Origin of the sequence: Paenirhodobacter hankyongi (genome assembly GCF_003664585.1) — a bacterium.
Lineage (GTDB): Bacteria > Pseudomonadota > Alphaproteobacteria > Rhodobacterales > Rhodobacteraceae > Rhodobacter > Rhodobacter hankyongi.
The window spans coordinates 1-23316 of record NZ_RCHI01000014.1 but is presented as its reverse complement, the minus strand read 5'-3'; the positions used below and the strand labels follow the sequence as shown (position 1 = coordinate 23316).

General features: G+C 66.3%; 17 protein-coding genes and 1 pseudogene. 11 read left to right on the top strand and 7 right to left on the bottom strand.

All coding sequences use genetic code 11. From position 1 onward, the window contains the following. The first annotated feature begins 71 nt into the window (after positions 1-71). From DYS74_RS13680 to DYS74_RS13650, 7 genes are all read left to right on the top strand, one after another. On the top strand, positions 72-638 hold the full coding sequence (locus DYS74_RS13680) for a LuxR C-terminal-related transcriptional regulator (protein WP_121534253.1): 567 nt from the start codon (positions 72-74) through the stop codon (positions 636-638). A 121-nt stretch (positions 639-759) separates the two neighbouring features. Next, positions 760-1893, top strand: coding sequence for an ABC transporter ATP-binding protein (locus DYS74_RS13675; protein ID WP_121534252.1), 1134 nt, complete (start codon positions 760-762; stop codon positions 1891-1893). Continuing rightward, positions 1883-2803 (top strand): carbohydrate ABC transporter permease, encoded by a 921-nt coding sequence (locus DYS74_RS13670; RefSeq protein WP_121534251.1) that lies wholly within the window; start codon positions 1883-1885, stop codon positions 2801-2803. The genes DYS74_RS13675 and DYS74_RS13670 overlap by 11 nt, the downstream gene beginning before the upstream one ends. Next, positions 2803-3645 (top strand): carbohydrate ABC transporter permease, encoded by an 843-nt coding sequence (locus DYS74_RS13665; protein ID WP_121534250.1) that lies wholly within the window; start codon positions 2803-2805, stop codon positions 3643-3645. Before DYS74_RS13670 ends, DYS74_RS13665 begins: the two co-directional genes overlap by 1 nt. A 40-nt stretch (positions 3646-3685) precedes the next feature. Continuing rightward, positions 3686-4960 (top strand): ABC transporter substrate-binding protein, encoded by a 1275-nt coding sequence (locus tag DYS74_RS13660; RefSeq protein ID WP_121534249.1) that lies wholly within the window; start codon positions 3686-3688, stop codon positions 4958-4960. Positions 4961-5019: 59 nt separating this feature from the next. Further along, positions 5020-5928 (top strand): PHP domain-containing protein, encoded by a 909-nt coding sequence (locus tag DYS74_RS13655; protein ID WP_121534248.1) that lies wholly within the window; start codon positions 5020-5022, stop codon positions 5926-5928. A gap of 70 nt (positions 5929-5998) precedes the next feature. After that, positions 5999-6781: a MurR/RpiR family transcriptional regulator gene (locus tag DYS74_RS13650; RefSeq protein WP_183077540.1), complete on the top strand. Its 783-nt coding sequence runs from the start codon at positions 5999-6001 to the stop codon at positions 6779-6781. 78 nt (positions 6782-6859) lie between these two features. Here DYS74_RS13650 and DYS74_RS13645 read toward each other — a convergent pair whose 3' ends face one another. The 6 genes from DYS74_RS13645 to DYS74_RS13620 all read right to left on the bottom strand — a co-directional run bounded on the left by DYS74_RS13645 (position 6860) and on the right by DYS74_RS13620 (position 15750). Further along, positions 6860-7360 (bottom strand): acetone carboxylase subunit gamma, encoded by a 501-nt coding sequence (locus DYS74_RS13645; protein WP_121534246.1) that lies wholly within the window; start codon positions 7358-7360, stop codon positions 6860-6862. Positions 7361-7423: 63 nt separating this feature from the next. Further along, positions 7424-9739: a hydantoinase B/oxoprolinase family protein gene (locus DYS74_RS13640; RefSeq protein WP_121534245.1), complete on the bottom strand. Its 2316-nt coding sequence runs from the start codon at positions 9737-9739 to the stop codon at positions 7424-7426. A gap of 23 nt (positions 9740-9762) precedes the next feature. After that, on the bottom strand, positions 9763-11916 hold the full coding sequence (locus tag DYS74_RS13635) for a hydantoinase/oxoprolinase family protein (RefSeq protein ID WP_245965286.1): 2154 nt from the start codon (positions 11914-11916) through the stop codon (positions 9763-9765). A gap of 138 nt (positions 11917-12054) precedes the next feature. After that, the gene (locus DYS74_RS13630) at positions 12055-13719 is read right to left on the bottom strand and encodes a sigma-54-dependent Fis family transcriptional regulator (protein WP_245965285.1); all 1665 of its coding nucleotides are present in this window, start codon (positions 13717-13719) and stop codon (positions 12055-12057) included. A gap of 259 nt (positions 13720-13978) precedes the next feature. Next, on the bottom strand, positions 13979-14839 hold the full coding sequence (locus DYS74_RS13625) for a sulfotransferase domain-containing protein (RefSeq protein ID WP_121534242.1): 861 nt from the start codon (positions 14837-14839) through the stop codon (positions 13979-13981). Then, positions 14836-15750, bottom strand: a complete 915-nt coding sequence (locus DYS74_RS13620) for a glycosyltransferase family 4 protein (protein ID WP_183077539.1) — start codon at positions 15748-15750, stop codon at positions 14836-14838. The genes DYS74_RS13625 and DYS74_RS13620 overlap by 4 nt, the downstream gene beginning before the upstream one ends. A gap of 578 nt (positions 15751-16328) precedes the next feature. Here DYS74_RS13620 and DYS74_RS13615 point away from each other — a divergent pair. The 4 genes and pseudogenes from DYS74_RS13615 (at position 16329) to DYS74_RS13605 (ending at position 22073) form a co-directional block, all read left to right on the top strand. Beyond that, positions 16329-16892 (top strand): YdcF family protein, encoded by a 564-nt coding sequence (locus tag DYS74_RS13615; RefSeq protein ID WP_121534240.1) that lies wholly within the window; start codon positions 16329-16331, stop codon positions 16890-16892. Then, the gene (locus tag DYS74_RS13610) at positions 16885-20709 is read left to right on the top strand and encodes an amino acid adenylation domain-containing protein (protein ID WP_121534239.1); all 3825 of its coding nucleotides are present in this window, start codon (positions 16885-16887) and stop codon (positions 20707-20709) included. The genes DYS74_RS13615 and DYS74_RS13610 overlap by 8 nt, the downstream gene beginning before the upstream one ends. Positions 20710-20898: 189 nt before the next feature. Then, positions 20899-21003 (top strand): annotated as a pseudogene (locus DYS74_RS19075) (transposase); the annotation flags it as partial. After that, positions 20961-22073: an IS3 family transposase gene (locus DYS74_RS13605; protein WP_342769172.1), complete on the top strand. Its 1113-nt coding sequence runs from the start codon at positions 20961-20963 to the stop codon at positions 22071-22073. The pseudogene DYS74_RS19075 and the gene DYS74_RS13605, both read left to right, overlap by 43 nt. Positions 22074-22601: 528 nt before the next feature. On the opposite strand, the gene DYS74_RS13600 is transcribed toward DYS74_RS13605, so the two are convergent. Further along, positions 22602-23090, bottom strand: a complete 489-nt coding sequence (locus DYS74_RS13600) for a 3'-5' exonuclease (RefSeq protein WP_121534238.1) — start codon at positions 23088-23090, stop codon at positions 22602-22604. Positions 23091-23316: the final 226 nt, after the last annotated feature.

Genomic DNA, 23316 nt, shown 5'->3' with positions numbered 1-23316 from the left:
CGGGAGGGCTGGTGCACATCCGCGAAACTACGTAGATAAATACGTATAAACCACGTAGATGCAGGTGCGGCATGGACTATGCGGAACTTCCCGAGGCGGTGCAGAACCTGACCGGCTTCATGGATGCGCCGGTAGCAATCATGGTGATGTCGGACCGCCGCATCCTGCGGGTGAACACCGAGACCGAGCTGCTGTTCGGCTGGAACCGCGCCGAGCTCGAGGGCCAGTCGATCCGCGTGCTCTATCCCTCGAGTGTCGATTACGAGAAGACCGGCGATCGCTGGCACCGCTGGCTGGCGAGCCGGCCGCGCTATGAGGACGAGCGCTTCATGCAGCGCCGCGACGGCGAGATCGTCTGGATGCGGGCGCGTGGCCGCACCCTGACGCCGGCCGACCCGTTCCGGCTGATGGTCTGGACCTTCGAGCCGCTGAAGGAGCGCGCCCCCGATGCCGCGACGCTGACGCCGAAGGAGCGCGAGGTCGCGCGCCACATCGTCAATGGTCACACCAGCAAGGAAGCCGGTCAGGCGATGGGGATCTCGCCGCGCACGGTCGAGGTGCACCGCGCCGCGATCCTGCGCAAGCTCGGCGTGCGCAACGCGGCAGAGCTCGCGGCAAAGATGATCGTCGCCCGCTGAGCCGGGCCCGGTCCGGCATCCGTTCGCGGCAATCCGGATGGATACTCCACAAATGTCACACTGATGAAGTAAAACACCATTACAGCGTCGGCCAGACGATTCCGGGGATACGGAGGCCGACATGCCGGCATCACTCAGGCTGCGCGAGATCACGAAAAGCTATGGCGAGACGGCCACGCTGCGGGGACTCTCGCTCGATGTCCGGGCGGGCGAGTTCATCTCGCTCGTCGGTCCCTCGGGCTGCGGCAAGTCGACCCTGCTGCGGATCATCGCCGGGCTTGCGCCGCAAAGCTCGGGCGATGTCGAGATCGACGGCCAGCCGGTCGACCACCTGCCGCCGGGGCGGCGCGACATCGCGATGGTGTTCCAGTCCTACGCGCTTTATCCGCATCTGAGCGTGCGCGACAACATCGCCATGCCGCTGCGGATGCAGCGGCTGCCGGCGCCGGCGCGGCTGCCGCTGCTCGGCCGGTTCTGGCCCGGTCAGTCGGCGCGCCGCGCCACGATCCGCCACGATGTCGAGGCGGCGGCCGAGCTGGTCGAGATCGGCGCGCTGCTCGGGCGCAAGCCCGCGGCGCTGTCGGGCGGCCAGCGGCAACGCGTGGCGCTGGCCCGGGCGCTGGTGCGCAAGCCGCAGGTGTTCCTGATGGACGAACCGCTGTCGAACCTCGATGCGCGGTTGCGGGTGCAGATGCGCGCCGAGATCACCGCGCTGCATCGCCGGCTGGGCGCCACCTTCGTCTATGTCACCCATGACCAGGTCGAGGCGATGACGATGTCGGACCGGGTCGCGGTGATGATCGGCGGCGAGATCGTGCAATGCGCCGCCCCCGCGACGCTGTACGACGACCCGCAGGATCTGCGCGTCGCGCGTTTCATCGGCACGCCCGAAATCGCGGTGATCGGGTCGGACGACCTGATCCAGGCGAACCCGGACTTCGCCCGTCATCTGCCCGCGGCGCAGGTGACGCAGGCGGCCTTCCGCCCCGAGGCGGTGCGCCTTGCCGCCACCGAGGCGCATCTGCCGGTTCGGGCCCATGTCCGGCGGATCGAGCAGCTCGGCCCCGAGGCGCTTGTCTTCCTGACCCTCGATCTCTCGGGAGCGCAGCTTGCGGCGCGGCTGCCCGCGGCGCAGGCGCGCGGGCTGGGCGAGGGCGCGATGACCGTCTGGCTGCCGCGCGTGCCGCCGATGCTGTTCGATGCCGACGGCCGCCGGCTGCGGCTGCGCGCGCCGGAGGTAGCCCATGCCGAGTGACGTCGCCGTCCCTGCGTCGCCGCGCCACCGTCGCCTTGGCGCAGCGATCCCCGGCCCGCTGGTTGCCGGCCTCGTCGCGCCGGCGGCGCTGCTGATCGTGCTGACCGTGATCGCGCCGATCGCGGTGATGATCGCGATGAGCTTCACCGGCTACAGGCTGGGCGACAGCTCCATCGCCTTCGTCCGGCTCGAGAATTACACCGAGCTTGTGCACGACCGGACCTTCCGCCGAGCGCTGTGGAATACCTTCCTCTATGTCGCGATGGTGACGCCGGGCTCGGTCCTGCTCGGGCTGTTCCTCGCGGTGCTGATCGACGGGCTCGAGCACGGCCAGAAGCTCTATCGCCTCGTCTTCTTCCTGCCGGTGACGGCCACCGTCGTCGCCATGGCGATGGTGTGGAAATACCTGCTGCACGGCACCATCGGGCCCTTCAACCTGCTGCTGCAAGGCCTTGGATTGCCGGTGCTCGATGTCTTCGGAAACCGAGATCTGGTGGTTGCCGGCCTAGCCGCAATCAATATCTGGAGCCTTGCCGGCTTCAACATGGTGCTGTTCGCGGCCGGGCTGACGGCGGTGCCGGAAGAGCTCTACGACGCCGCCGCGATCGACGGCATGGAAAGCCGCGTGGACCGCTTCGCCAATGTCACACTGCCGCTTCTCGGGCCGACGATGATGTTCGTCATCGTCACCTCGACGATCACCGCCTTCAAGGTCTTCGACACCGTCGCCGTCATCACCCGCGGCGGGCCGCGCGGCGCCTCGGACGTGCTGCTCTACACCAGCTATCTCGAGGGGTTTTCCTATTTCCGCATGGGATCGGCCGCGGCGATGACCGTCGTCTTCCTCGCGATCATGGCGGTCTTCGCCATCGTCCAGGCCCGCATCCTCGACCGCAAGGTGCATTACTGATGACCGCGCCCCGTCCGCATCGCCTCCGCCCCGGCCAGATCCTGTCGCATCTGGTGCTGCTGGTGCTTGGCTTCCTGTTCCTGTTCCCGTTCTACGTGATGGTGCTGACCTCGTTGCGCTCGCCGGCCGAGCTGTTCACCCCCACCTTCCGCTGGCTGCCCGCGCAGTTCGTCGGCCTGCAATACTACATCCAGGCGCTGACCGAGGTGCCGACGCTGACCTTCCTGAAGAATGGCGCGATCATCGCCGGCGGCATCCTGATCGTGCAGGTGCTGACCGCCATCCCCTGCGCCTATGCGCTGGCGAAATTCGAGTTCCGCGGACGGGATACGCTGTTTGCGGTGGTGCTGTTCTCGCTGACCGTGCCGATCCAGGCGCCGGCACTGCCGCTCTATCTGGGGCTCAACGCGATCGGCGCGCTCGACACCTATTTCGCGGCGATGGCGCCCTTCTTCCTGTCGGTCTTCGCGATCTTCCTGTTCCGCCAGACCTTCCGCAGTTTCCCCGACGAGATCATCCAGGCCGCCCGCATCGACGGCATGTCGGAATGGGGCATCCTGTGGACGATCGTCGTGCCGGGCTCCTTCCCCGCAATCGCCGCCTTCGCGGTGTTCTCGGTCACCACGCATTGGAACGACCTCTACTGGCCGCTGATCGTGCTGCGCTCCAACGATCTGATGACGCCGCCGCTCGGCCTTGCCTATTTCGCCGACAGCGAAAGCGGCGCGAATTACGGCGCGCTGATGGCGACCTCGGTCCTTCTGTCCGCCCCGCTGCTGGTCGGCTTCCTGCTCGCGCAGCGCCAGTTCATCCGCGGCATCACCATGACCGGCGTCAAGTGACGGCGGCCCACGCCCTTCCCCGAAGCAACGGAGCTTTCCGATGAAAACACTGCTTTCGTCCCTTGCGCTCTGCGCCCTTGCGCTTGCGGCGCCCGCGCAGGCCGAGGTCACGCTCGAGGTCATGCACCCCTGGCCCGGTCACAATGCCTTCCACGAGGCCGAGGCGCAGGCCTTCATGGCCGTGCATCCCGACATCAGGATCGAGTTCCGCGCCGCGCCGGAAAGCTATGACACCGGCCATCAGGCGGTGATGCGCGACGCGATGACCGGCAGCACCCCCGACATCTACCACTCGGGCTATCACCTGCTGCCCGAACTGGTGCGTACGCTGGCGCCGAAGGGCGAGATCACCGATCTCACCCCCTTCATCGAGAAGGAGGGCGGACAGGCCTGGCTGGACGAGAACTTCAACCCGGCGATGATCAACCTGACCCGGGTCGACGGCAAGATCTGGGGCATGCCCTTCAACGCCTCGACGCCGATCATCTTCTACAACAAGGACCTGGTCGAGAAGGCCGGCGGCGACGTGAACGCCCTGCCGACGACCTGGGACGGCTGGCTCGCGCTGGCGCAGAAGATCGGCGCGCTTGGCGGCGGCGTCACCGGCATGTCCTATGATGTCGACGCCTGGCCCGACGACTGGCTGTGGCGGGCGCTGATCTCGCAGCAGGGCGTGCCCTTCATGAACCCCGACGGCAAGACCGTGGCCTGGGGCGGCGACAGCGGCAAGGCGGCACTCACCCTCGCGCGCCGCTTCGTCACCGAGGGCGGGATGAAGCTGATGGAATTCGACCAGGCGCGCCAGCAGTTCGTGGCCGGGCTGACCGGCTTCACCGTGCAGTCGGTCAACTCGGCGCGCTCCTTCGGCGAGCTGACCAAGGGCAAGTTCACCCTCGGCACCGCGGTCTTCCCGGTGAGCAACCCCGCCGCGGGCCAGGTGCCCACCGGCGGCAACGGCGCCGTGATCCTGACCAAGGACCCGGTGAAACAGGCCGCCGCCTGGGAATACATCAAGTTCATCTCCTCGCCCGAGGGGCAGAAGATCGCCGTGCTCGGCTCGGGCTACATGCCGACGAACCAGCGCGCGATGGCGCCCGGGCTGCTGGGCGACTTCTACAAGGCGAACCCGAACTGGCGCACCTCGCTTGACCAGATCGACCGCGCCGCGCCCTGGGCCGGCTATCCGGGCAGCAACGCCGTCGAGATCTGGCGCACCCAGCGCGAAATCATCGGCGAGGTCATGTCGGGCGATCTGAGCGTCGACGAGGGCCTGAGCCAGATGGTCGAAGAGACCGACGCACTGATCGCGAAGTGACGCCACAGGACCCGGGCCGGGGGGCTTGCGCCTCCCGGCCGCTTTGCAAAGGACCGGACATGACCGTGCTTTCCCCCTTCGATCTCGAAGGCCCGTTCCTCAAGGGGAACATCCACACCCATTCGAACCGCTCGGACGGGGCGCTGCCTCCCGAGGAGGTGGCCCAGCGCTATCGCGCCGCGGGCTATGACTTCCTGTCGATCACCGATCATTACCTTGACCAGTTCGATTTCCCGATCACCGACATCGATCATCTGGCGACCGATCGTTTCACGCCAATCCCGGGCGCCGAGATCCACGCGCCGCGCACCGAGATGAGCGCGCTGTGGCATCTGGTGGCGGTCGGCCTGCCCCGCGATTTCGCCCGCACCGCGCCCGACGAGACCGGGCCCGAGCTGGCCCGCCGCGCGCAGGCGGCCGGCGCCTTCGTCGGCATCGCCCACCCCGCCTGGTACCAGCTGAGCTTCGAGGATGCGCTGACGCTGGTCGATGCGGCCGATGCGGTCGAGATCTACAACCACGGCTGCCAGGTGATGCACGACAAGGGCGACGGCGCCTACATGCTCGACGGTCTGGCCGACAAGTGCCACCGGCTGCTGACCTATGCCTGCGACGATGCGCATTTCAAGACGCCCGATTTCGGCGGCGGCTGGATCATGCTGAAGGCCGCCGACCGCAGTCCGGCGGCGATCGTCGCGGCACTGAAGGCGGGGCAGTTCTATTCAACCCAGGGGCCCGAGATCGGCACAGTGGCACTGACCGAGGCGGGCCTTCTCGTCGAATGCACACCCGCCGCGGGGATCCTGGTCATCGGTCAGGGCTATCAGCACAGCTATCGCTTCGAGGCCGGCATCAGCCGCGCCGTGCTGCCGATGGCGGGGCTCGAGGGCAGCCCCTGGTTCCGCGTGATCGTGCTTGGCAGCGACGGCCGGCGCGCCTGGACGAATCCCGTCTGGCGCTCGCGGTGAAACCGGCCCAAGGTGGGCGCGGCCCCGCAACCGACCGAGCCCGATGACCTCAGAGCCGACCCCCTCCGGGATGGCGCCTTTCGGAAAAGGCGTCTTCCTGCACATGCAGCACCGGCTTGCCACCCTGCCCGAGGCCCTGGCGCGCGTGTGCCGTTTCGCCCTCGAAACCCCCGAGCTGGTGGTGCGGATGTCGCTGGCCGATCTTGCGCGGCAGTCGGGCTCGGGCGAGGCGAGCGTGATCCGCTTTTGCCGCGCGCTCGGCTTCGAGGGCTTTCGCGAGTTCCGCGTGGCGCTGGCGGCCGACATTGCCTATCAGCAGGGCAACCCGCCAAAGCCGAGCTCGGACCTGGCCGAGCGGCTGTGCGCCGCGCTGCGCTCGACCTCGGAACATGCCGCCCCCGAAACCCTGCGGCGGACGGCAGCGCTGCTGCTGGCCGCACCGCATGTCGATGTCTTCGGGGCGGGGCTGTCGGGCATGCTGGCCGGGATGGTCGCCTATCGGTTGGCGCGCATCGGCCTTCTGGCGCGCGCCTTCTCGGACCCCGTCGTTTCCGACGAGGTGACCCTGTCGCGCCACCGCGGCAGCGTTGCGCTGCTGGTCACCGAAACCGGCCTCACGCTGCGCAACGAGCAGTTCCTGAGCCTGGCGCGCGACCGCGGTGCCCGTACCGTGGCAATCACCGGACATGCGCAGAAAGAGCTGCAGGCCCTGTGCGACGAGGTGCTGGTCGCCAGCCCGCTGATGCCGCTTCCCGAGCGTGGCGAGCTTGGCCCGGTCATCGCCAAGCTGTTCCTGTGCGACCTGCTGGTCCAGGAGGTCGTCCATCTCCGCTCCAGCGGCGCCGGCCTGTGACGCCGGGCACGGGGCGGCGACGGGGAAAAAGGCGGGCAATCGTGTGACTGCCCGCCTGCACTGTGGCGCCGGTCCGGCTCAGGCCCGTTCGGGCACGGCGAGCCCCAGCCAGTCCTTGTAGAAGGTGTCGATATCCGGTTCGAAGTCATGGATCACCGGATACCAGGGCGTCGGCGCCTCGACATCAAGCAGATCGCCCGAGATCGGACAGAAATATTCCCGGATCACCTGCCAGTCCGGCGAGGGCGCCATCAGGCGGGGATAAAGCTCTTCCATCTGCGCGGCGGTGTTGCGCACCCGGATCCGGGCATGCAGCTTCCAGTTCTCGTTCCAGGGGCAGAAGTCATAGCCGGCCTGGCTGCGGATCATCCATTTCCGGTCTGACTTGCGCTGGACGATGTAGAGCTTCGGGCCGAGCGGCAGGATGATCGGGTCGTCCCACTCCACCTGCTCCTGCAGGATCTCGAGATAGATCTGGAAGCGCTCCTTGTCCTTCGGCGTGGAGAGCATGGTGTGCAGCGTGTCGCGGTCGATCTTGCCGTCCACCAGGTCCTTGATCTTGGTTTTCGTATAGGCCATCGGTTCCTCCCTTGATCTGGCCTTGTCGGGGGGCGGCGCCGGTCGGGGCGCCGCCGCGGCGGTTCATTCCTCGACGAACTGGACGGTCTTGACGTCGGGCAGTTCCGAGATGTCCATCGAGTATTCCCGCCCGTAGGAGGGGATCGGCAGGTCCGCTTCCATCAGCTTCCACTCCGCCGGCAGGTTCCAGAAGGCGCGGAAGTCCTGCTCGAAGCGGGGCCCGAGCTTGAACGAGGCCGCGAACATCTGCTGCACATGCACGCCCGCCTCCTTGTTCAGGATCTTCTCGCGCTCGGAGGCCATCCAGTCGCTGACCGGCACCGACTCCTCGAGCCGGGCCCTGCGGATGGCACGGCGCCGGGCCTCGGTCGCGGCGACATCGACGCCCTTCATGCCATCGCCGGCATCGGTGAGAACCACGCCATAGACGCTGTCGGCAAAGCGCGGCAGCAGATATCCGCCGTTCACATCATCGGCCACCTTCTGCGGCTCGCGGTCGAGCGGATCGCCGAAGCCCGGACCACCCCGCATGTAGTTGAGGTAGAGGTCATAGTCCTTGAACATCGCCTCGGTGGTGATCGCCTGCTTGTCGCGCTTGATCCGGGCATCGGGCAGCATCGCCTCCCAGGTCGGGTTCTCCGGGTCGGTGTCGCCACCGCAGGGAATGGCGCCGCCCTCGGCGATGATCTCCTTCAGCCGGGTGTCATGCGCCTCGAAGCGATAGCCCGAGGCCGCCGGATAGCCGCCCATCAGCCCCCAGTCCGACGAGATATGGCCGTTGCCCATGAAGAACATCGTCCAGTCCTTGGCGTTCCAGACCATGCGCAGGCTCTCGAAGCCGCAGCCGCCGCGATACTTGCCCGCGCCGCCCGAGGAGGCCTTGATCTGCCGCCCGAGATAGACGAGCGGCTCGGCCAGTTCCCAGATCTCCATGTCGCCCATGTCGCCTTCGGGGTTCCAGACCGCCGCCGCATGGCTGATCCCGTCCATGTGCGCCGAGGCGCCGACCCCGTTCGCCGCGCATTCGAACGAGTTCACCGCGTGGATCTCGTCATACTGGTTGAAGCCCCCGCCCTGCAGCCAGTTCGAGGTATTGGCGTTGCCGGCATTGACCTCCTCGAGATAGCCGCGGCCGAAATAGGCGCGAGAGAGCCCGCGCCAGAGCGCCGTCCACGAGCTGACCAGGAAGTGCCAGCTGTAAGAGAAGGCCACCCGCCGGTCGTCGGGGTTCATCCAGGTGCCCTTCGGCAGGCGGAACTCGGTGCCATAGGCGGCGCCGTCGTTGATCATCTCGGTCGGGATCAGCGATTGCGTCATCATCACCCAGATCCCCGAGGTGAAGCTCACCTGATGGGCATTGTAGGTGTGCCAGCCCCAGCGCGAGGAGCCCTCGAAATCCAGCCGCCAGGTGCCGTCGCCGCGGATCGTGATCTCGGACGGCGTGTGCATGATCGTGTCGACCTTGGCGAAGTCCGAGGGGACGCGGACATCCTCGTGCGCATAGGGCACGTCGACGAAACCGACCTGGCGATACTTGCCCGGAATGGTCATCGCCTTGATCCGGGCCTGCAGGCCGACGCGGCCATGCTCGACCGATTCATAGGCGAATTTCCAGTAGGACTCGATGCCCTCGTCGGCGATCACCTCCTTCACCAGATCGCGGATCATGTGGCAGCCGGCAACGCGGGTGCGCTCGTCCAGCATCCAGTAGCGCGTGGTGCGCACCATCCGCTGGCTCTCGTGCAGCCAGTCGCGGAACAGCGTGTCGTTCTCGCCGATCTTGCGGCAGGTGATCGAATAGCCGTCGCCGAAGCGCTGCACCTGCCCCGTCGACATCGAGCCCGGCCCGACCGAGCCGGTGTCGATCACATGGGTCACGCCGCCGACCCAGCCGATCAGTTCGCCCTCGTGGAAGATCGGCACGATGGTGTGGATGTCGCAGGGGTGGACGTTGCCGATCAGGCTGTCGTTGTTGCAGAAGATGTCGCCGTCACGGATGCCCGGGTTCTCCTCCCAGCCGTTCTCGATCATGTACTTGATCGCCGCGCCCATGGTGCCGACGTGGATGATGATCCCTGTCGAGGTCAGGATCGAATCGCCCGCGGCATTGTAGAGGGTGAAGCACAGTTCCCCCTCCTGCTCGACGATCGGCGAGGCGGCGATCTTCTTCGCGGTCTCGCGCGCATCCACCACCCCGGCGCGCAGGCGCGAGAACAGCTTGTTGTACTTGATCGGCTCGGCGTCGCGCAGCGCCATCTTCGACAGGCCGGCATAGTGCTTGGTCCGCTTCGTGGCTTCCATCAGCCGGTCGCGGTGCTCCTTCAGGGTCTCGCCGCCGCGCACGATGCCGCGGGTCTTGACCGAGGTCTGCATGTTCATGACTTATCTCCTCCCTGAGACCGTCAGACTTCCTTGAGGTGGAACAGGCGGTGCCCGTCGAGCCAGGTCTCGAAACCGTCGGGCACGACGAAGGTCGTGGCGTCGGATTCGATGATCGCGGGGCCGGTGATGCGGTTGCCCGGCTGCAGCCGTTCCATCTGGTAAAGCTGGGCATCGACCCATTTCCTGTGGCGGTAGAACTTGCGGCTGCCGAGCTTGGCCGCTTCCGGCGGGGTCTCGCCCTGAAGCTCTTCCTTCGGGATCTTCGGCTTCGGGATCGGCACCGTGCCGCGCATGATCGCGCCGGTCACCGAATAGCCGAGCTCGGGCGAGCGCGCCGAGGCGGCATAGACGCGGCCATAGGTGTCGTTGAAGGCCTCGACCAGCTGGTCCCAGTCCTCGGCGCCCTGCGCCTCGACGATCGGGGATTCGATCTCGAGATCGTTGAGCTGACCGCGATACTGCATGCGGAAACCGGGTTGCAGCTGCACCTTGTCGGGGCTGTAGCCATTGATCTCGAATTCCTCGAGCACGCGCTCCTTCAGCTCCTGCCAGGCCGCCTGCAGGGTCTGCGCCTGCGTCGTCTTCAGGTCCTCGCTGGCATCGGTGGCGATGTTGATGTCAAGCGACTTGTCGTAGCGGTATTCGAAATCCGCCGCCGCGCAGCCGAAGGCCGAGAAGCCCGCGGCCCAGGCCGGCACGATCACGTCCTCGAAGCCCAGCCCCTCGGTGTAGCCGTAGGTATGGACCGGCCCCGCGCCGCCATAGCTGAAACACACGAAGCTGCTCGGGCTGTAGCCCTTGCCCGAGATCATCGAGCGCAGATAGTCGCGCAGGTCGCTGTCCAGAAGCTCGATGACGCCCGCGGCCGCATCCTCGACCGACAGGCCGAGCGGGTCGGCGACCTGTTCCTTCATCGCGTTCCAGGCGCGCTCGCGGCTGAGCTTGACCTGACCGCCAAGGAAGTTGTCGGGGTTCAGGTAGCCGAGGATCACGTGGCAGTCGGAGACGGTCACCGTCTCGATCCCAGAGGCCTCCCAGCAGACGCCGACGCGATAGCCCGCCGAATCCGGACCGAGCTTGATCGCCTTGGTGTAGGGGTCGAGCCGGATGAAGCTGCCCGCCCCCGCACCGACCGAATCCATCGCCACCAGCGGCAGCGACAGCAGCAGCCGCGCCATGTCGGGGTCATTCTTGATCGTCAGCTCGTTTTGCGTGATCAGCGCCACGTCGAAGGAGGTGCCGCCGATGTCCGAGCAGGCGATGTTCGAATAGCCCAGCACCTCGCCCAGATACTTCGCCCCGATCACGCCCCCGATCGGCCCCGACACGATGGTGCGGGCGAGTTCCTTCGCCTTCCACGAGATCGTGCCGCCATGCGTCGCCATCACCCGGAAGTCGAATTTCGAGCCGTTCTCCTTGAAGGCGGTGGTGATCTTCTTCAGCGTCTGGCGCGAGGGTTCGGCGGCAAAGGCCTCGAGGATCGTGGTGTTGGTGCGATGGGTTTCCTTGCGCACCGGGTAATAGTCGGTCGAGGCGAAGACCGGGATGGTCTTGCCCGCGGCCGCAACCTCTTCCTCGACCAGATCGCGCACCCGCCGCTCATGCCCCGGGTTGCGATAGGAGTGCAGCAGCGAAATCACGATGCCCTCGACATCCTGCGCGATCAGCTCGCGCGCCGCGGTGCGGGCGCTGTCCTCGCGCAGCGGGATCACCACGTTGCCCGACATGTCGATCCGCTCCATCACGCCGCGGGTCAGGTGGCGCGGCACCAGCGGCTCGTCATAGTAATGCGTGTTCAGGTGGATGCGGTCTTCATAGGCGAAGCCGAGATAGGCCTGCGCGGCGCGGCCCATGCGGTGGAAATCCTCCATCCCCGCATTGACGATCAGCCCGGTGCGCAGCCCCTTGCGCTGCACCACGCGGTTGAGCATGGCAGTGCCCGAATAGACGCCGGTCTGGATCCCCGAGAGCGCCTCTTCGAGCGTCAGCCCCCAGTGTTCCAGCCCTTCCTTCGAGCTGGCGATCAGGCCGAGCGCCTCGTTTTGCGGCGTGGACTGCGATTTGCCGACGACGAAGTCGCCGTCACTGTCGACGAAGAACGTGTCGGTCATCGTCCCGCCGGCGTCGATGCCAAGCACCTGCACGCGGCGTTTTGTCTGTTTGTCCAATGGCACGGGTCTTTCCTCCTCCCCTGGCGCCACCTCCCCGTGGCGTCAGAAAAGGATGCAACCCGGCCGGATCGGCATGTTGTCCGGTTTTCGGACATCCGCCCGGACATGCTGCGGACGCCATGACGCGCCGCGGCAGGAGGCTCAGCGGCGGCCGCGCGGCACGCCGTATTGCTCGAGCTTGAGATAGAGCGTCGAGCGCGAGATGCCGAGGCGCCGCGCCGTCCCGGTCATGTTGCCGCCGCATTCGGCGAGGGCGTCGAGGATTTCCGCCCGCTCGCGGTCGCGCAGCGTCGGCTCGCGCCCGGCGCGCCGGCCCTGGGCGATGGCAGGCGGCAGGTCGGCCACGTCGATCAGCCGGCTGAACGAGGTCGCCGACAGCCGTTCGACCATGTTGCGCAGCTCGCGCAGGTTGCCGGGCCAGTCATGCGCCTGCAGCCGCAGCATCGCCGCGGGGGTAAAGCGCAGCGCACCACCGTGACGCCGCTCGGGGCAGTGCGCCGCCAGATGGGCAACAAGCGCAGGCAGATCCTCGCGCCGCTCGGCGAGGCCCGGCAGATGCACCACCGCCCCCGAGAGACGGAAATAGAGATCCGGCCGCAGCCGTCCCTCGCCCAGCCGCTCGGACAGCGGCACCGAGGACAGGCTGATCACCTGCACCCGCCCCTCGGCGCCACGCGCGAGCTGGGTCAGGCTCTGGACGAGCAGCGGCTGCACCGCGGCGGGTGTTTCCGCCGGCTCGTCGAGGATCAGCGTGCCGCCCCTTTCGGTCAGCCGCAGCACCGCATCCGTCGCCGCCCCGCCGCGCAGCGCCAGATCATCAAGCAGGCTGCAATCGAGCGCCTCGAGCGGCAGATCGGACAGCGGCCCGTCGGCATGCAGCGCGCGCGCAAGCGTTTCCTTGCCGCAGCCGGTCGGCCCCTTGAGCAGCAGCGCAACGCCCGCCTCGACGATCCGCTGCGCCTCGGCGCAGATCCCGGCCATCGCCGCCCCGGTTCCGGCGATCGCCGCAAGATCGGGCGCGTCGCTGGCGGGCCGGCGCCGGCCCACGCGGGCCAGTGTCACGATCAGGCCGATCGGGTCCTTGCCGTCCGAGACGATGTCGACCCCTGCATCGGGGAGCGCCGCGCGCATCCGCTCGGCAAGCTGGCCGACATCGCCGTCAAGCTCGGGAGCCGGGTCCGGTAGCACGGGCCCACCGGAGCCACGCGCATCCGGGCCCGCGTCGCGCAGGCTTGACCAGACCTGCTGGCCATGCCGGTTCAACAGCATCACCTCGTCACCCCGCCCCACGCCGCGCGACAGCAGGTGGTCCACCAGCCGCTGGTGTTCCTGCAACCCGATGCTGCGCAGCGCCTCCTCGATCTGCAGCGCCAGGCTGACCGAGAAGGCCGCGCCCCGGCGCAGCGTGTCGGTCGAGGGCGAGGAGATGTTGATCAGCCCCAGCACCCGGCCGGTGCGGGGATCGCTGATCGGCGCGGCGGCGCAGGACCAGCGCTGGATCGCCTCGCAGAAATGCTCGACCCCCGAGATGGTGGCGGGTTTCGCCAGATGCAGCGCGGTGCCGATCGCATTCGTGCCGATGGCGGCCTCGTCCCATCGCCCGCCCGGATGCAGGTGGTTCTCCTCGCCGCGGGCGCGAATGCGGGAATCGCCCGTCGCGTCGAGGATCACGCCGGAGCGGTCGGCCAGAAGCAGCATCGCGCCAGCGTCATCGAGCATGTAGCCCGTGCGCCGCACCGCCGCCTGCGCGGCCTGACGCAACCGCGCGTTCCGGCCGCGCAGCTCGTTCAGTTCATTGCCCGCCACGCAGGGCGCGTGCCGCAGCGCATGCACGCCGTCGCGCGCCTGTGACCGGATCCAGGACCGGAATACGATTTCGCGAATGCTTGGGGGCACGCTCCCCAAGGCCCGAAAGCGTTCCCAGTCCTCCTTCTGGATGCTCTCTGCCATGTCTGAAGCCCCTGTTGGGTGCCGCATGGTAAGGTGGCGCAGAGTGCTTTTGTCAAGAAAAACGGCTCTCCCGCCGCGCAGCGACGACCGGAAACCACGCCACGGTTCTGCAGCTTCAGACTGGCGGCGTGTCGCTTCGCCCCTGGCGCAGCAAGGCCTCGACATCCGACTTTTCGTAATAGGCCCAGCACGGCGAGTTGCGCTCAAGCAGCCGCTCGCCGACCTCACGCGCCGCGGGGTCAGTATCGATGCCAAGCAGGTTTCGCGAACGAAGCGGTTCATCAAGATCACGCGCCGCCGGATTGATGGGCGACAGCGCCTTGCCTCCGGAGGCGATGATGTCTTCGTACTTGATCGTCCTGCCGGGCAGAAACCGGTGATACTGTGAGAAGCAGTAATCGAGAAGAATGAACTGCCGCTCCAGCACGTCCTGAGCCGCATTCAGCGCATTGGCCAGGGTCGCGTCGACCTGTTCCGCCGCGGGCAGGCGCCCCTGGGAAACCTGCATCCCCGCCGTGCGCCAGGACAACAGAATGGCCAACGGATTACGGACGAGGGCAAAGCAGCTGAAGTAGCGGGTCAACACCGGCAGCGCCGCGGTAAAGAAAGCCGGATGCTTGATGAAAAGGCTGAACTCCGGGCTGCTGACGTTGGAAACTGTGATTTCCATCCCGTTTATCGCGCTTTTACGCTGACCGTTCTCATCGGCATCCGTCCGCGGATTGCTGGGCACCGCGCCGTTCAGTGCCTTGCTGGTCGCCCGGCCCGTGGTGAGGATCCGGGCCCGCTGCGCCGCGGCAAACTGCGAAATCGCCTCTGCCAGCGCAGCCGGCTCCAGCCCCTTCAGCTCCGGCGGGGCCATCGGCTCGTGCAGCGCCACACTGTTCGGAAGCTTGTTCAGCAGATGGCAGGTCAGGGTCGTACCCGACCGCGGCGGCCCGGTGAGCAGGATGTTCGGTGCGGCATCAGGGGTCATGGCAATCCGATCTGCTGAAGAAGGGTGAGGAACGCCTCGCGTTCGGTACGGATATCATGGCGGAGGCTCATTTCCCGCCCGTTGTGGCGCAAGGCCTCGGCAAGCGCGGGATTGCGCATCACCTCCCGAACCGCCATCGCGAGCGGCTCGAGCGCGGGTTCGGGCGTCAGGGCCGTTTCGCCACCGATGCAAAACGAGCGGTTGCCGCCGCAGTCCGGGCAGATCACCGGGAGCCCCATGGCCATCGCCTCGAGCGCGGGGATATAGAACCCCTCCTCGCGGAGCGGCAGCAAGACAGCGACGCGCGCGCGCGCCAGTCGCTCCAGGAAATCGCCCCGCGGCAGCCTCTGGACCTGACAGGCGACACTGTAGCCCTCTGCCTGCAGACGCGCCGCAAGCTCGGCAGCCAGTCTTGGCTGCTTCAAACCGCTGATGAAGACATCGTATTCGGCGGGACCATGCCCCTCGGGCAGCAAACTGAAGTCGATTCCATTCGGAATGACGTGGATGGGGCCGTTGCAAGCCCCCGTTGCCTCGAGCGCCTGCGCCACCTCGGCGCTGACGCAGATTCTGGTGGCCCGGCGACCAAGGAAGCCGAACAGCGGGCCGTCCGGCTTGGCATGCCGCAGTCCCTGCACGAGATTGACCACCGGAATGCGCTCTTCGATGCCCGGACAGGCGTCGAGCGCCGCCCAGTCCATCCCGGCGATGAACAGGATATCCGCCCGCGTCGGATCGTAACGATCGACGACACCCGGGACCCCGCGCCAGGGATGGTCGGCAGCGCTGCCCGGTTCCAGATAGATTTCCGCCTGATACCGGCTGCAATTGCGGGTATGCTCGAAATAGTCCCGCACCTTGAGATGGCCACCCGAGAAGTGGCGGTAATCCCGATGAAACAGAACACGCATGGGGAATTGAGACCAACTTTGGTGCAGCACGGTTCCTTTTCGTCGCATGCACTGCAGGCCGTGTCAAACCGGCCGGAGTTTTGGCGCGTTCGTTGACCTATTGTTGCGCCAGCGGGAAGAACGTGAAAGGCCGCCCCGTGGGGCGGCTGTCAACGTGCTGACGCAGGCAGGAAATCTGGCTGCGACGGCTCCCGTTCAGAAATTTCCGTCTGCATATCAGGTTGGCCGGCAGGATCACCAATCCCTTGTGGCGTAAGGTTTTTCTTTTCAGAGACATGCTGGTCGAACATCTGCCATCGACACAAGGGGCGGCAAACGGACCTTGGCAGCGCAGCACGGCGAGTGCGGTATGGCGGCGGACGCGCACCATCATGACTGCCGAGACCGACGCCGATCTCGCGGCCTCGGATCCCGCACTTCAAGCGTTCGTGTGAACTGTCACACCCAACCGGCGTACGGATACGTCAAGGGCGGCCGGTATCAACACCACCGCAACGTCGCCGTTTTCAATTGCCCCAAGGTGGTTATCGCGTAGAGTCAACCCATTGAAAAGCCTGAGCAGAATTGGGGGATGCCGGATGGATCCATATGATAGCCGCACAGCCATCAGCGCCTTCCTGTTCAAAAGATGCCCTCCGGAACCTGTGGATCTGGCATTTGTCTTCTGTAGCCCGACGATCAGCAGCCTCCACCCCGCCATCGCGCTGTACAAGGCAGGGCTGGCCCCGAGACTGCTGATCTCGGGCGCGGGCACTGCCGTCGATGGATCGGCAGAATGGTCCTTTTACCGCGATCACGCGCTCGCCTCTGGCGTGGCGGAAAGCGCACTGCTGCTGGAGAAATCCGCCCGCAATACCGCCGAGAACGCGGCTTTCGGGGCGGCGCTGATCGAAGCCGAGCTGGGCTGGGAACGGGTCCGCAGTCTTGCCGTCTGCGCCAAACCCTTTCACATGCGCCGCGCGATCATGACCCTGCGCCGGCATATCCCGGCCGATATACGGCTGGTGGCCCAGCCCCCGGACGATCCGGGCGATCTCTCCGCGGAAACCTGGTGGCAGACCGAGAGGGGTCGGCAGCGCATTTTCGCCGAGCTGGGAAAGATCAGTGAATATGCCCTCAAGGGAGATCTGGGCGATGCCTGACGCCGCGCGGCTGCACCTGATCGGGGTCGGGGGAAGCGGTATGCTGCCTCTGGCGCTTCTGCTCAGACAGGCAGGATACTCCGTCACCGGCAGCGACAATCTCTGCGCCCCTGCACGTCTTGCCATTCTGGAAGCACAGGGGGTCGCGGTCCTTTCGGGCGCGGATCCGGCCCTTGCGCGGGCCGCGCAATGTGTCGTGGCAAGCCCGGCCATCCCCGAAACCCATGTGGAACGGCGGGCAGCACGGCGCGAGGGGATCCCCGTCAAGACCCGCGCCCGGATGCTGGCCGAGCTGATCCGCGGGCGGCGCACCATCTGCGTGGCCGGAAGCCATGGCAAGTCGACGGTGACGGCGATGGTCGTCCAGATCCTGCGCGCCGCGGGAACGGAGGATTTCGGCTATATGTTGGGGGCATCCTTTGCAGATCCCGACATTGCCCCCGCACGACTGGGGGCGCCCGACGCGCCTTTCGTGACCGAAGCTTGCGAGGCCCATGGCGCTTTGGCGCAGTGGCAACCGACATATGCCATCCTGACCAACCTCGATGACGATCACGCCGATCACTATGACGGGCTGACCGGGTTGCGGCGCGCCTTCGCGGACTTCCTGTCGCGGCTGCCGCCCGAGGGGCGGGCGGTGGTCTGCGGCGACGATCCGGCGGTCGTCGATGCTCTGGGCCAGGCACGCTGTGCGGCCCTGACATATGGCTTTGGCGACGGGAATGCGTTGCGGGCGGTTCAGGATGGGGCGGGAGGCGCCACAGTCTTCCTGCATGGAAACGCCCTGGGCACGCTCGCTCTGGCCGTTCCGGGGCGCCATAACCTGCTCAATGCGATGGGCGCTCTTGGGATAGCGATAACCCTTGGCATCGACTTCCGGACCGCAGCCGGCGCACTGGGCGAATTCCGCGGGATCGCGCGGCGGTTGCAGCGCGTTTCCCCGGCGGGCCAGCTGCGCGTCTTCGATGACTTCGCCCATCACCCGACCGAGATCGCGGCAGCGCTGGCCGTCCTGCGCGAGACGACGCAGGGACGGCTGATCGCGATCCTCGAACCGCAGTTGCACAGCCGCGTCACGCGCATGGCCGTGCGCTTCGCTCAGGCCCTGAAGGCGGCCGACCGCAGCTTCATCCTGCCGGTGGCGGCGCTTGGCGAGAGCGTGCAGGCGGGCGACGGAGATGCCGCGCTGGCCGATGCCTGCCGGACCGAGGGGCTTTCGCACCAGCACGTCGCGGACCTGTCAGAGCTGCTGTTGCGCGTGCAGGACGATCTGCGGGATGACGACACGCTTGTCGTCATGGCCGGAGCCAGCGGTGCGGCCCTCGCCCGGCGTCTTGCCGAGGCGCTGTCGCACCCGACCGCGCGCCCGTCCGCGCCGGAAACCATGCCCAGCATCGCGATCGGAGACAGACGGCCAACGCCGCCCGACCTGCTGCCCCTTGTCGCCGCGCACGCCAGGCGGCAGCCGACGGCGCCCGCCGTTGAAATGGGACACCGCCGTCTCAGCTATGCCGATCTTGTCCTCAGAACCGATGATCTCGCTTCAGCCCTTGCCGCAGCCGGTGTCAGCGCCGGCGACAGCGTGGGTGTCTGCCTTGGCCAGTCGGTGGACCGCGTGACCGCATTCCTCGCCATTCTCCGGCTTGGCGGGGTCTTCGTGCCGCTCGACCCGGCTCTGCCGGAGGAAAGGCTGCGCTACATGCTGGAAACCGCGGGCGTGCGGACGGTTGTCGTGAATGCCGCAAGCCCTGCCTTGCCCGACATCGGCCTCGGTTTCGTCAATTGCGGCCAGTTGCCGGATCCTGACGGCCGCCCTGCCCCCGATTGGGACGCGCGGGAAAGCGCGGCGGATGCGCTGGCCTATATGATCTTCACCTCCGGCACGACCGGACCGCCCAAGGCGGTCGAGATCTCGCGCGGCGCAATTGCCAACTACGCGGTCGCGGCATCGCGGCATTTCCAGATCTCGCCCGATGCGCGCGTCTCGCAGATCAGCGGCTTCGGCTTCGATGTCTCGGTGGGGGATCTGGCCATGACGCTGGCTGCCGGGGCCTGCCTTGTCTATCCCACGGATTTGCAGGCGGTCCCCGGCCCGCCGGTCGGCCGCTTCATCGCGCAGGCAAGGCTGACGCATCTGTCGCTGACACCCTCGGCGCTGGCGATCATTCCGCCGGCAGAGCATCCGCACCTGACCCATGTGATCGTGGCGGGCGAGGCCTGCCCTCCCGCGCTGGTCGAACGCTGGGGCAAGGGCCGCAGCTTCATCAACGCCTATGGGCCGACGGAATCCACGGTCGAAGCCCTGTTCGCCCGGTGCGCGCCCGGCACGCCGGTCACCATCGGGACGCCCTTCGACAACATGGGCGCCTGTCTGATGGACGAGACCCTTCGGCTTGTCGCACCGGGACAGGAGGGAGAGCTTTGCCTGTTCGGGCCCGGACTGGCCCGGGGGTATCGCCACCAGCCCGAGCTGACCGCGCAACGGTTCCCGGTGGTCGATCTCCCTGGCCTGGGTCCCACCCGCATCTATCGGACAGGAGACCGGGCAAAAGCCGGAGCAGACGGCGCATTCATCTGTCTGGGACGCATGGACAGCCAGCTGAAGGTCAACGGCTACCGCATCGAACCCGGCGAGGTCGAGGCGGCCCTTTGCAGCCTGCCCGGCGTCAATGACGCGGCCGTCTCGCTCGTCTCTTCGGATCATGCCGCCGATCGGCTGATCGCCCATGTGGTCATGATGCCCGGCGTGCCCGCGCCCGATCCGGTCGATCTGCGCGACCGGCTGCGCCAGCGGCTGCCGTCCTACATGGTGCCCTCGGTGTTTCTGCCCATTCCCGGGATTCCGCGCACGGCCAATGGCAAGCGCGATCGCAGCGCCCTGCCGGTGCCGCCCCATCTGACGCAGCCGCCGAAGCCGCGCACCACCGGAACCGCGACCGAGGCGAGGCTCATGGCGCTGATCGACAAGGAAGCCGGGGCCAATGTCGTCGCCGGCACACGCGACAGCCTGCGCGATGCAGGGGTCGACTCTCTTGCGATGGCGAACCTGCTGTTCGCGATCGAGGACGCTTTCGGCATCACGCTCGATGCCGGGTTCGAGGCTGGCTTCGATACCGTCGAAGTCTTGGCCCTGATGGTGGATGCAAGGCTCAAGGCTCCGCATGTCCCGTCGTCACCCGACATCGAGGAGGCGCTGACCGCGAAACTCCTGCCCCATCTCGCAACATGGCCAGGCCGGCGGCTTGGCAAGGCCGGACTGGTGCGGAGCCTGGCCGAAGAGCGGCCGCTACCGAAGCTCTTCTGGTGTTTCCAGGCAGGCCAGGAGCTGTCGCGGCTGAGCGAAGGTCTGGGCGAGGCGGTATCCCTGTTCGGCTTGCGCTCGGGACATCTTGCCGTCGAATACACCGCCGACACCCTCAGCTCGCTCGGTCGGCTCTATGCCGACGAGATCACCTCCATCGCCCCGACCGGCCCCCTGTTCCTTGGCGGGAATTGCCAGGGCGGCCTGGTGATGCGCGAAGCCGGGCTGGAGCTGATGCGTCAGGGCCGCACCGTCGCGCTGACCATCCTCATGGAGCAGGGCCGCTTCTTCCACTATCCCGGCACCACCCTGCTTCTCTTCGGCGCGGGCAGCTATCTCAATCCCTATGGTCATGTCACTGCGCCGGAACAGGTGTTCCGCACCGCCTATCCTGCCGGCCATGATGTCGAGATCATCCCCGGGTCGCATGGGCGCTATTTCATGCCCGAAAATATCGATGCCCTCGCTGCGACGATTCTCCGTCACCTCGACCGCCATCGCGGCAGGTGCTCGTGACGGGCGAGTTCGGGATAGCGATAGGGCGACGTATCATTGGTAGCGGAGCCGGGCGGCAGGCGGGCTGCTGTGCCCCCCGATAACTCGTCTATCTGATGCTAGAGTCCGTCCCAAGGAGAGGACCGGACATGAAGAGATCGAAGTTCACGGAAGAGCAGATCATCGCGATCCTGCGCGAGCAGGGTCGACATATATGTCGACGGCGCGAAGACGGCCGAGGTCTGCCGCAGGCACGGGATCAGTAGCGCCACATTTTATGCCTGGAAGGCGAAGTTTGGCGGCATGGAGCCGTCAGAGGCAAAACGTCTGAAGGCCCTGGAAGACGAGAACGCCAAGCTGAAGCGGCTGCTTGCCGAAACGATGCTCGACAGCGAGCCATTGTCCGCCATTGGTCCGAGGACAATGGCGAGCGCGCTGAAGGATCTGCTGTCAAAAAAATGGTGACGCCCGCCGCCAGGCGCGAGGCCGTCGCCCATCTCAAACAGAGCTATGAGATGAGCGAGCGGCGGGCGTGTTCCCTGATCGGGGCGGATAGGTCTTCGGTGCGATACCGACACCGGCGCCCGGATGACCGCGAACTGCGCGAGGTGCTACGCGGGGCCGCCGAGACGCATCGGCGGTTCGGCTATCGCCGCCTGCATGTCATCCTGCGCCGCGATGGCCATGTGCTGAACCGCAAGCGCACGCAGAGGCTCTACAGAGAAGAGGGCCTGGCCGTGCGTCGGCGCCGCAGCCGCAAACGTGCCATCGGCACACGGGCACCGCTGGTGACCGAGGCTGTGGCGAACGCTCGCTGGTCGGTCGATTTCGTCCAGGACCAGTTCGCCGACGGGCGGCGCTTTCGTATTCTGAACGTGATCGATGATGTCACCAAGGAGAGCTTAGCCGCGGTCGTCGACACCTCGATTTCCGGCCGCCGCGTTGCACGGGAACTGACGGTGCTGATCGCGCGGCGCGGAAAGCCCGGCGTGATCGTCTCCGACAATGGCACCGAGTTCACCTCGAACGCGATCCTCGAATGGGCCGAGAAGATGCAGGTGAAGTGGCACTACATCGCGCCCGGCAAGCCCATGCAAAACGGCAACTGCGAGGCGTTCAACGGCCGGATGCGCGACGAGCTTCTGAACGAGACCCTGTTCTTCGGCATCGACCATGCCCGCAAGGCCATCGCCCGCTGGACCCACATCTACAACACCGAGCGCCCTCATTCGGCCCTCGGTTATCAGGCCCCGGCGGTCTTCGCCGCCCAACTCAACGCAATGGGCGATCAGCTTCGCGCAACTGAACTGCTGCACAGATCGCCCATTGCTCCGTCGGCGCAACCGCGCCAAATTCAACCGCCGACTCTGGTCTCAGCCGGATGAACATCGGGGGTCACAGCAGGACGAAACGCAGTTCTTCGGGGTTCAGTCCAAGGCGCTGAGCAAGCGGCACGCCGTGCCCTTGGGCACCGACCTTCACAGCCTGCGGTCTGACTGGTGGATCATTACTGTTCATGCGAACAGCGATACCCCTGCCTGCTACGTTCTGCGGCTTGAGGATGTTCGTGCCCTTGCGACCCAGGACAGGAATGGCGATCGCTGGTGGCTTGAACCGAGGGCATATGACTGGGACGAGTCTCGTGAGGCGTGGCACCGGCTGGTGCTGGACCCGCCGCAGTCGGTGCCTATGCGCGGCTAGTTGCGCGCTAGATCGCTTGTAAGCGTTACAAAGGGCCCCCTAGCCGATCTATTCCACGCCGCAGTCGGTACCCCTATATTGGCGTACGCCAATACCGCAGGGCAAGAATCGGCCTTACGCTGCTGTACAGCAACCTCTTAGTTGCCGCCTGTTTCAAGCACTTCATCACGGCAGTTACGAGATGGGCTTATTGATCGCAAAACGCGCCGCCCCTACCTAGCGGCAGCGACAATATTGGCTCCATTGATCTGCTCCACGCCCGCTGGCAGGAGAAGCTGTTCCAGCCAGTGGATAGCGTTGCCCCGCTCTGAGCAGTAAGCAAAGAATGCCCTCTGCCTCGCTCGAGTAAACGCCACAAAGAATGAGCTTAGCTCTTCGCTACGCGCCGGCGACAGGCTCCACCATGTCTGGGCATCGAGACCGAAAAAGATCATTGTGTGAAATTCCAGGCCCTTGCTCTTGTGGATTGTCATGAGCGAGACCTGATCTTTGCCTTCGAAGCGGTCAAGAACGCCACTCCAATCCGCCGCGTTCTCGACGCATTCTCGCAAGAGAACTTGAAAGCCATCGCGCACGCGCTGAAAATCAGCGTCGCGGCGATACTCAGGGTAGGCCTGACGCAGGCTCTCTACTTCGGCGAAGTCGAGAGCCTGAGCCAGCAGCCTATCCGCCACTGCTAGATCAGGGAGCTCGTCACGCATCGCCTGTCGCAGGTTCTTGGAGAACGCTCCGATTTCGCGCTGTAAGCGTTCTTGCCCAACCTCGTCTTCGGGACTTATGCCCGCCAATGTTTGCAGGTGTTCCTGCGTCGCGTTCCATGCATCGGGGTCGCGTTGACCTGCTCCCCAGGGAGTCCGCGATTATTGGTTCGCGCTGTTCAGGGTTTGGTCCTCTCTTGACCGTTGGTGATACTCCCACGGGGTGAGT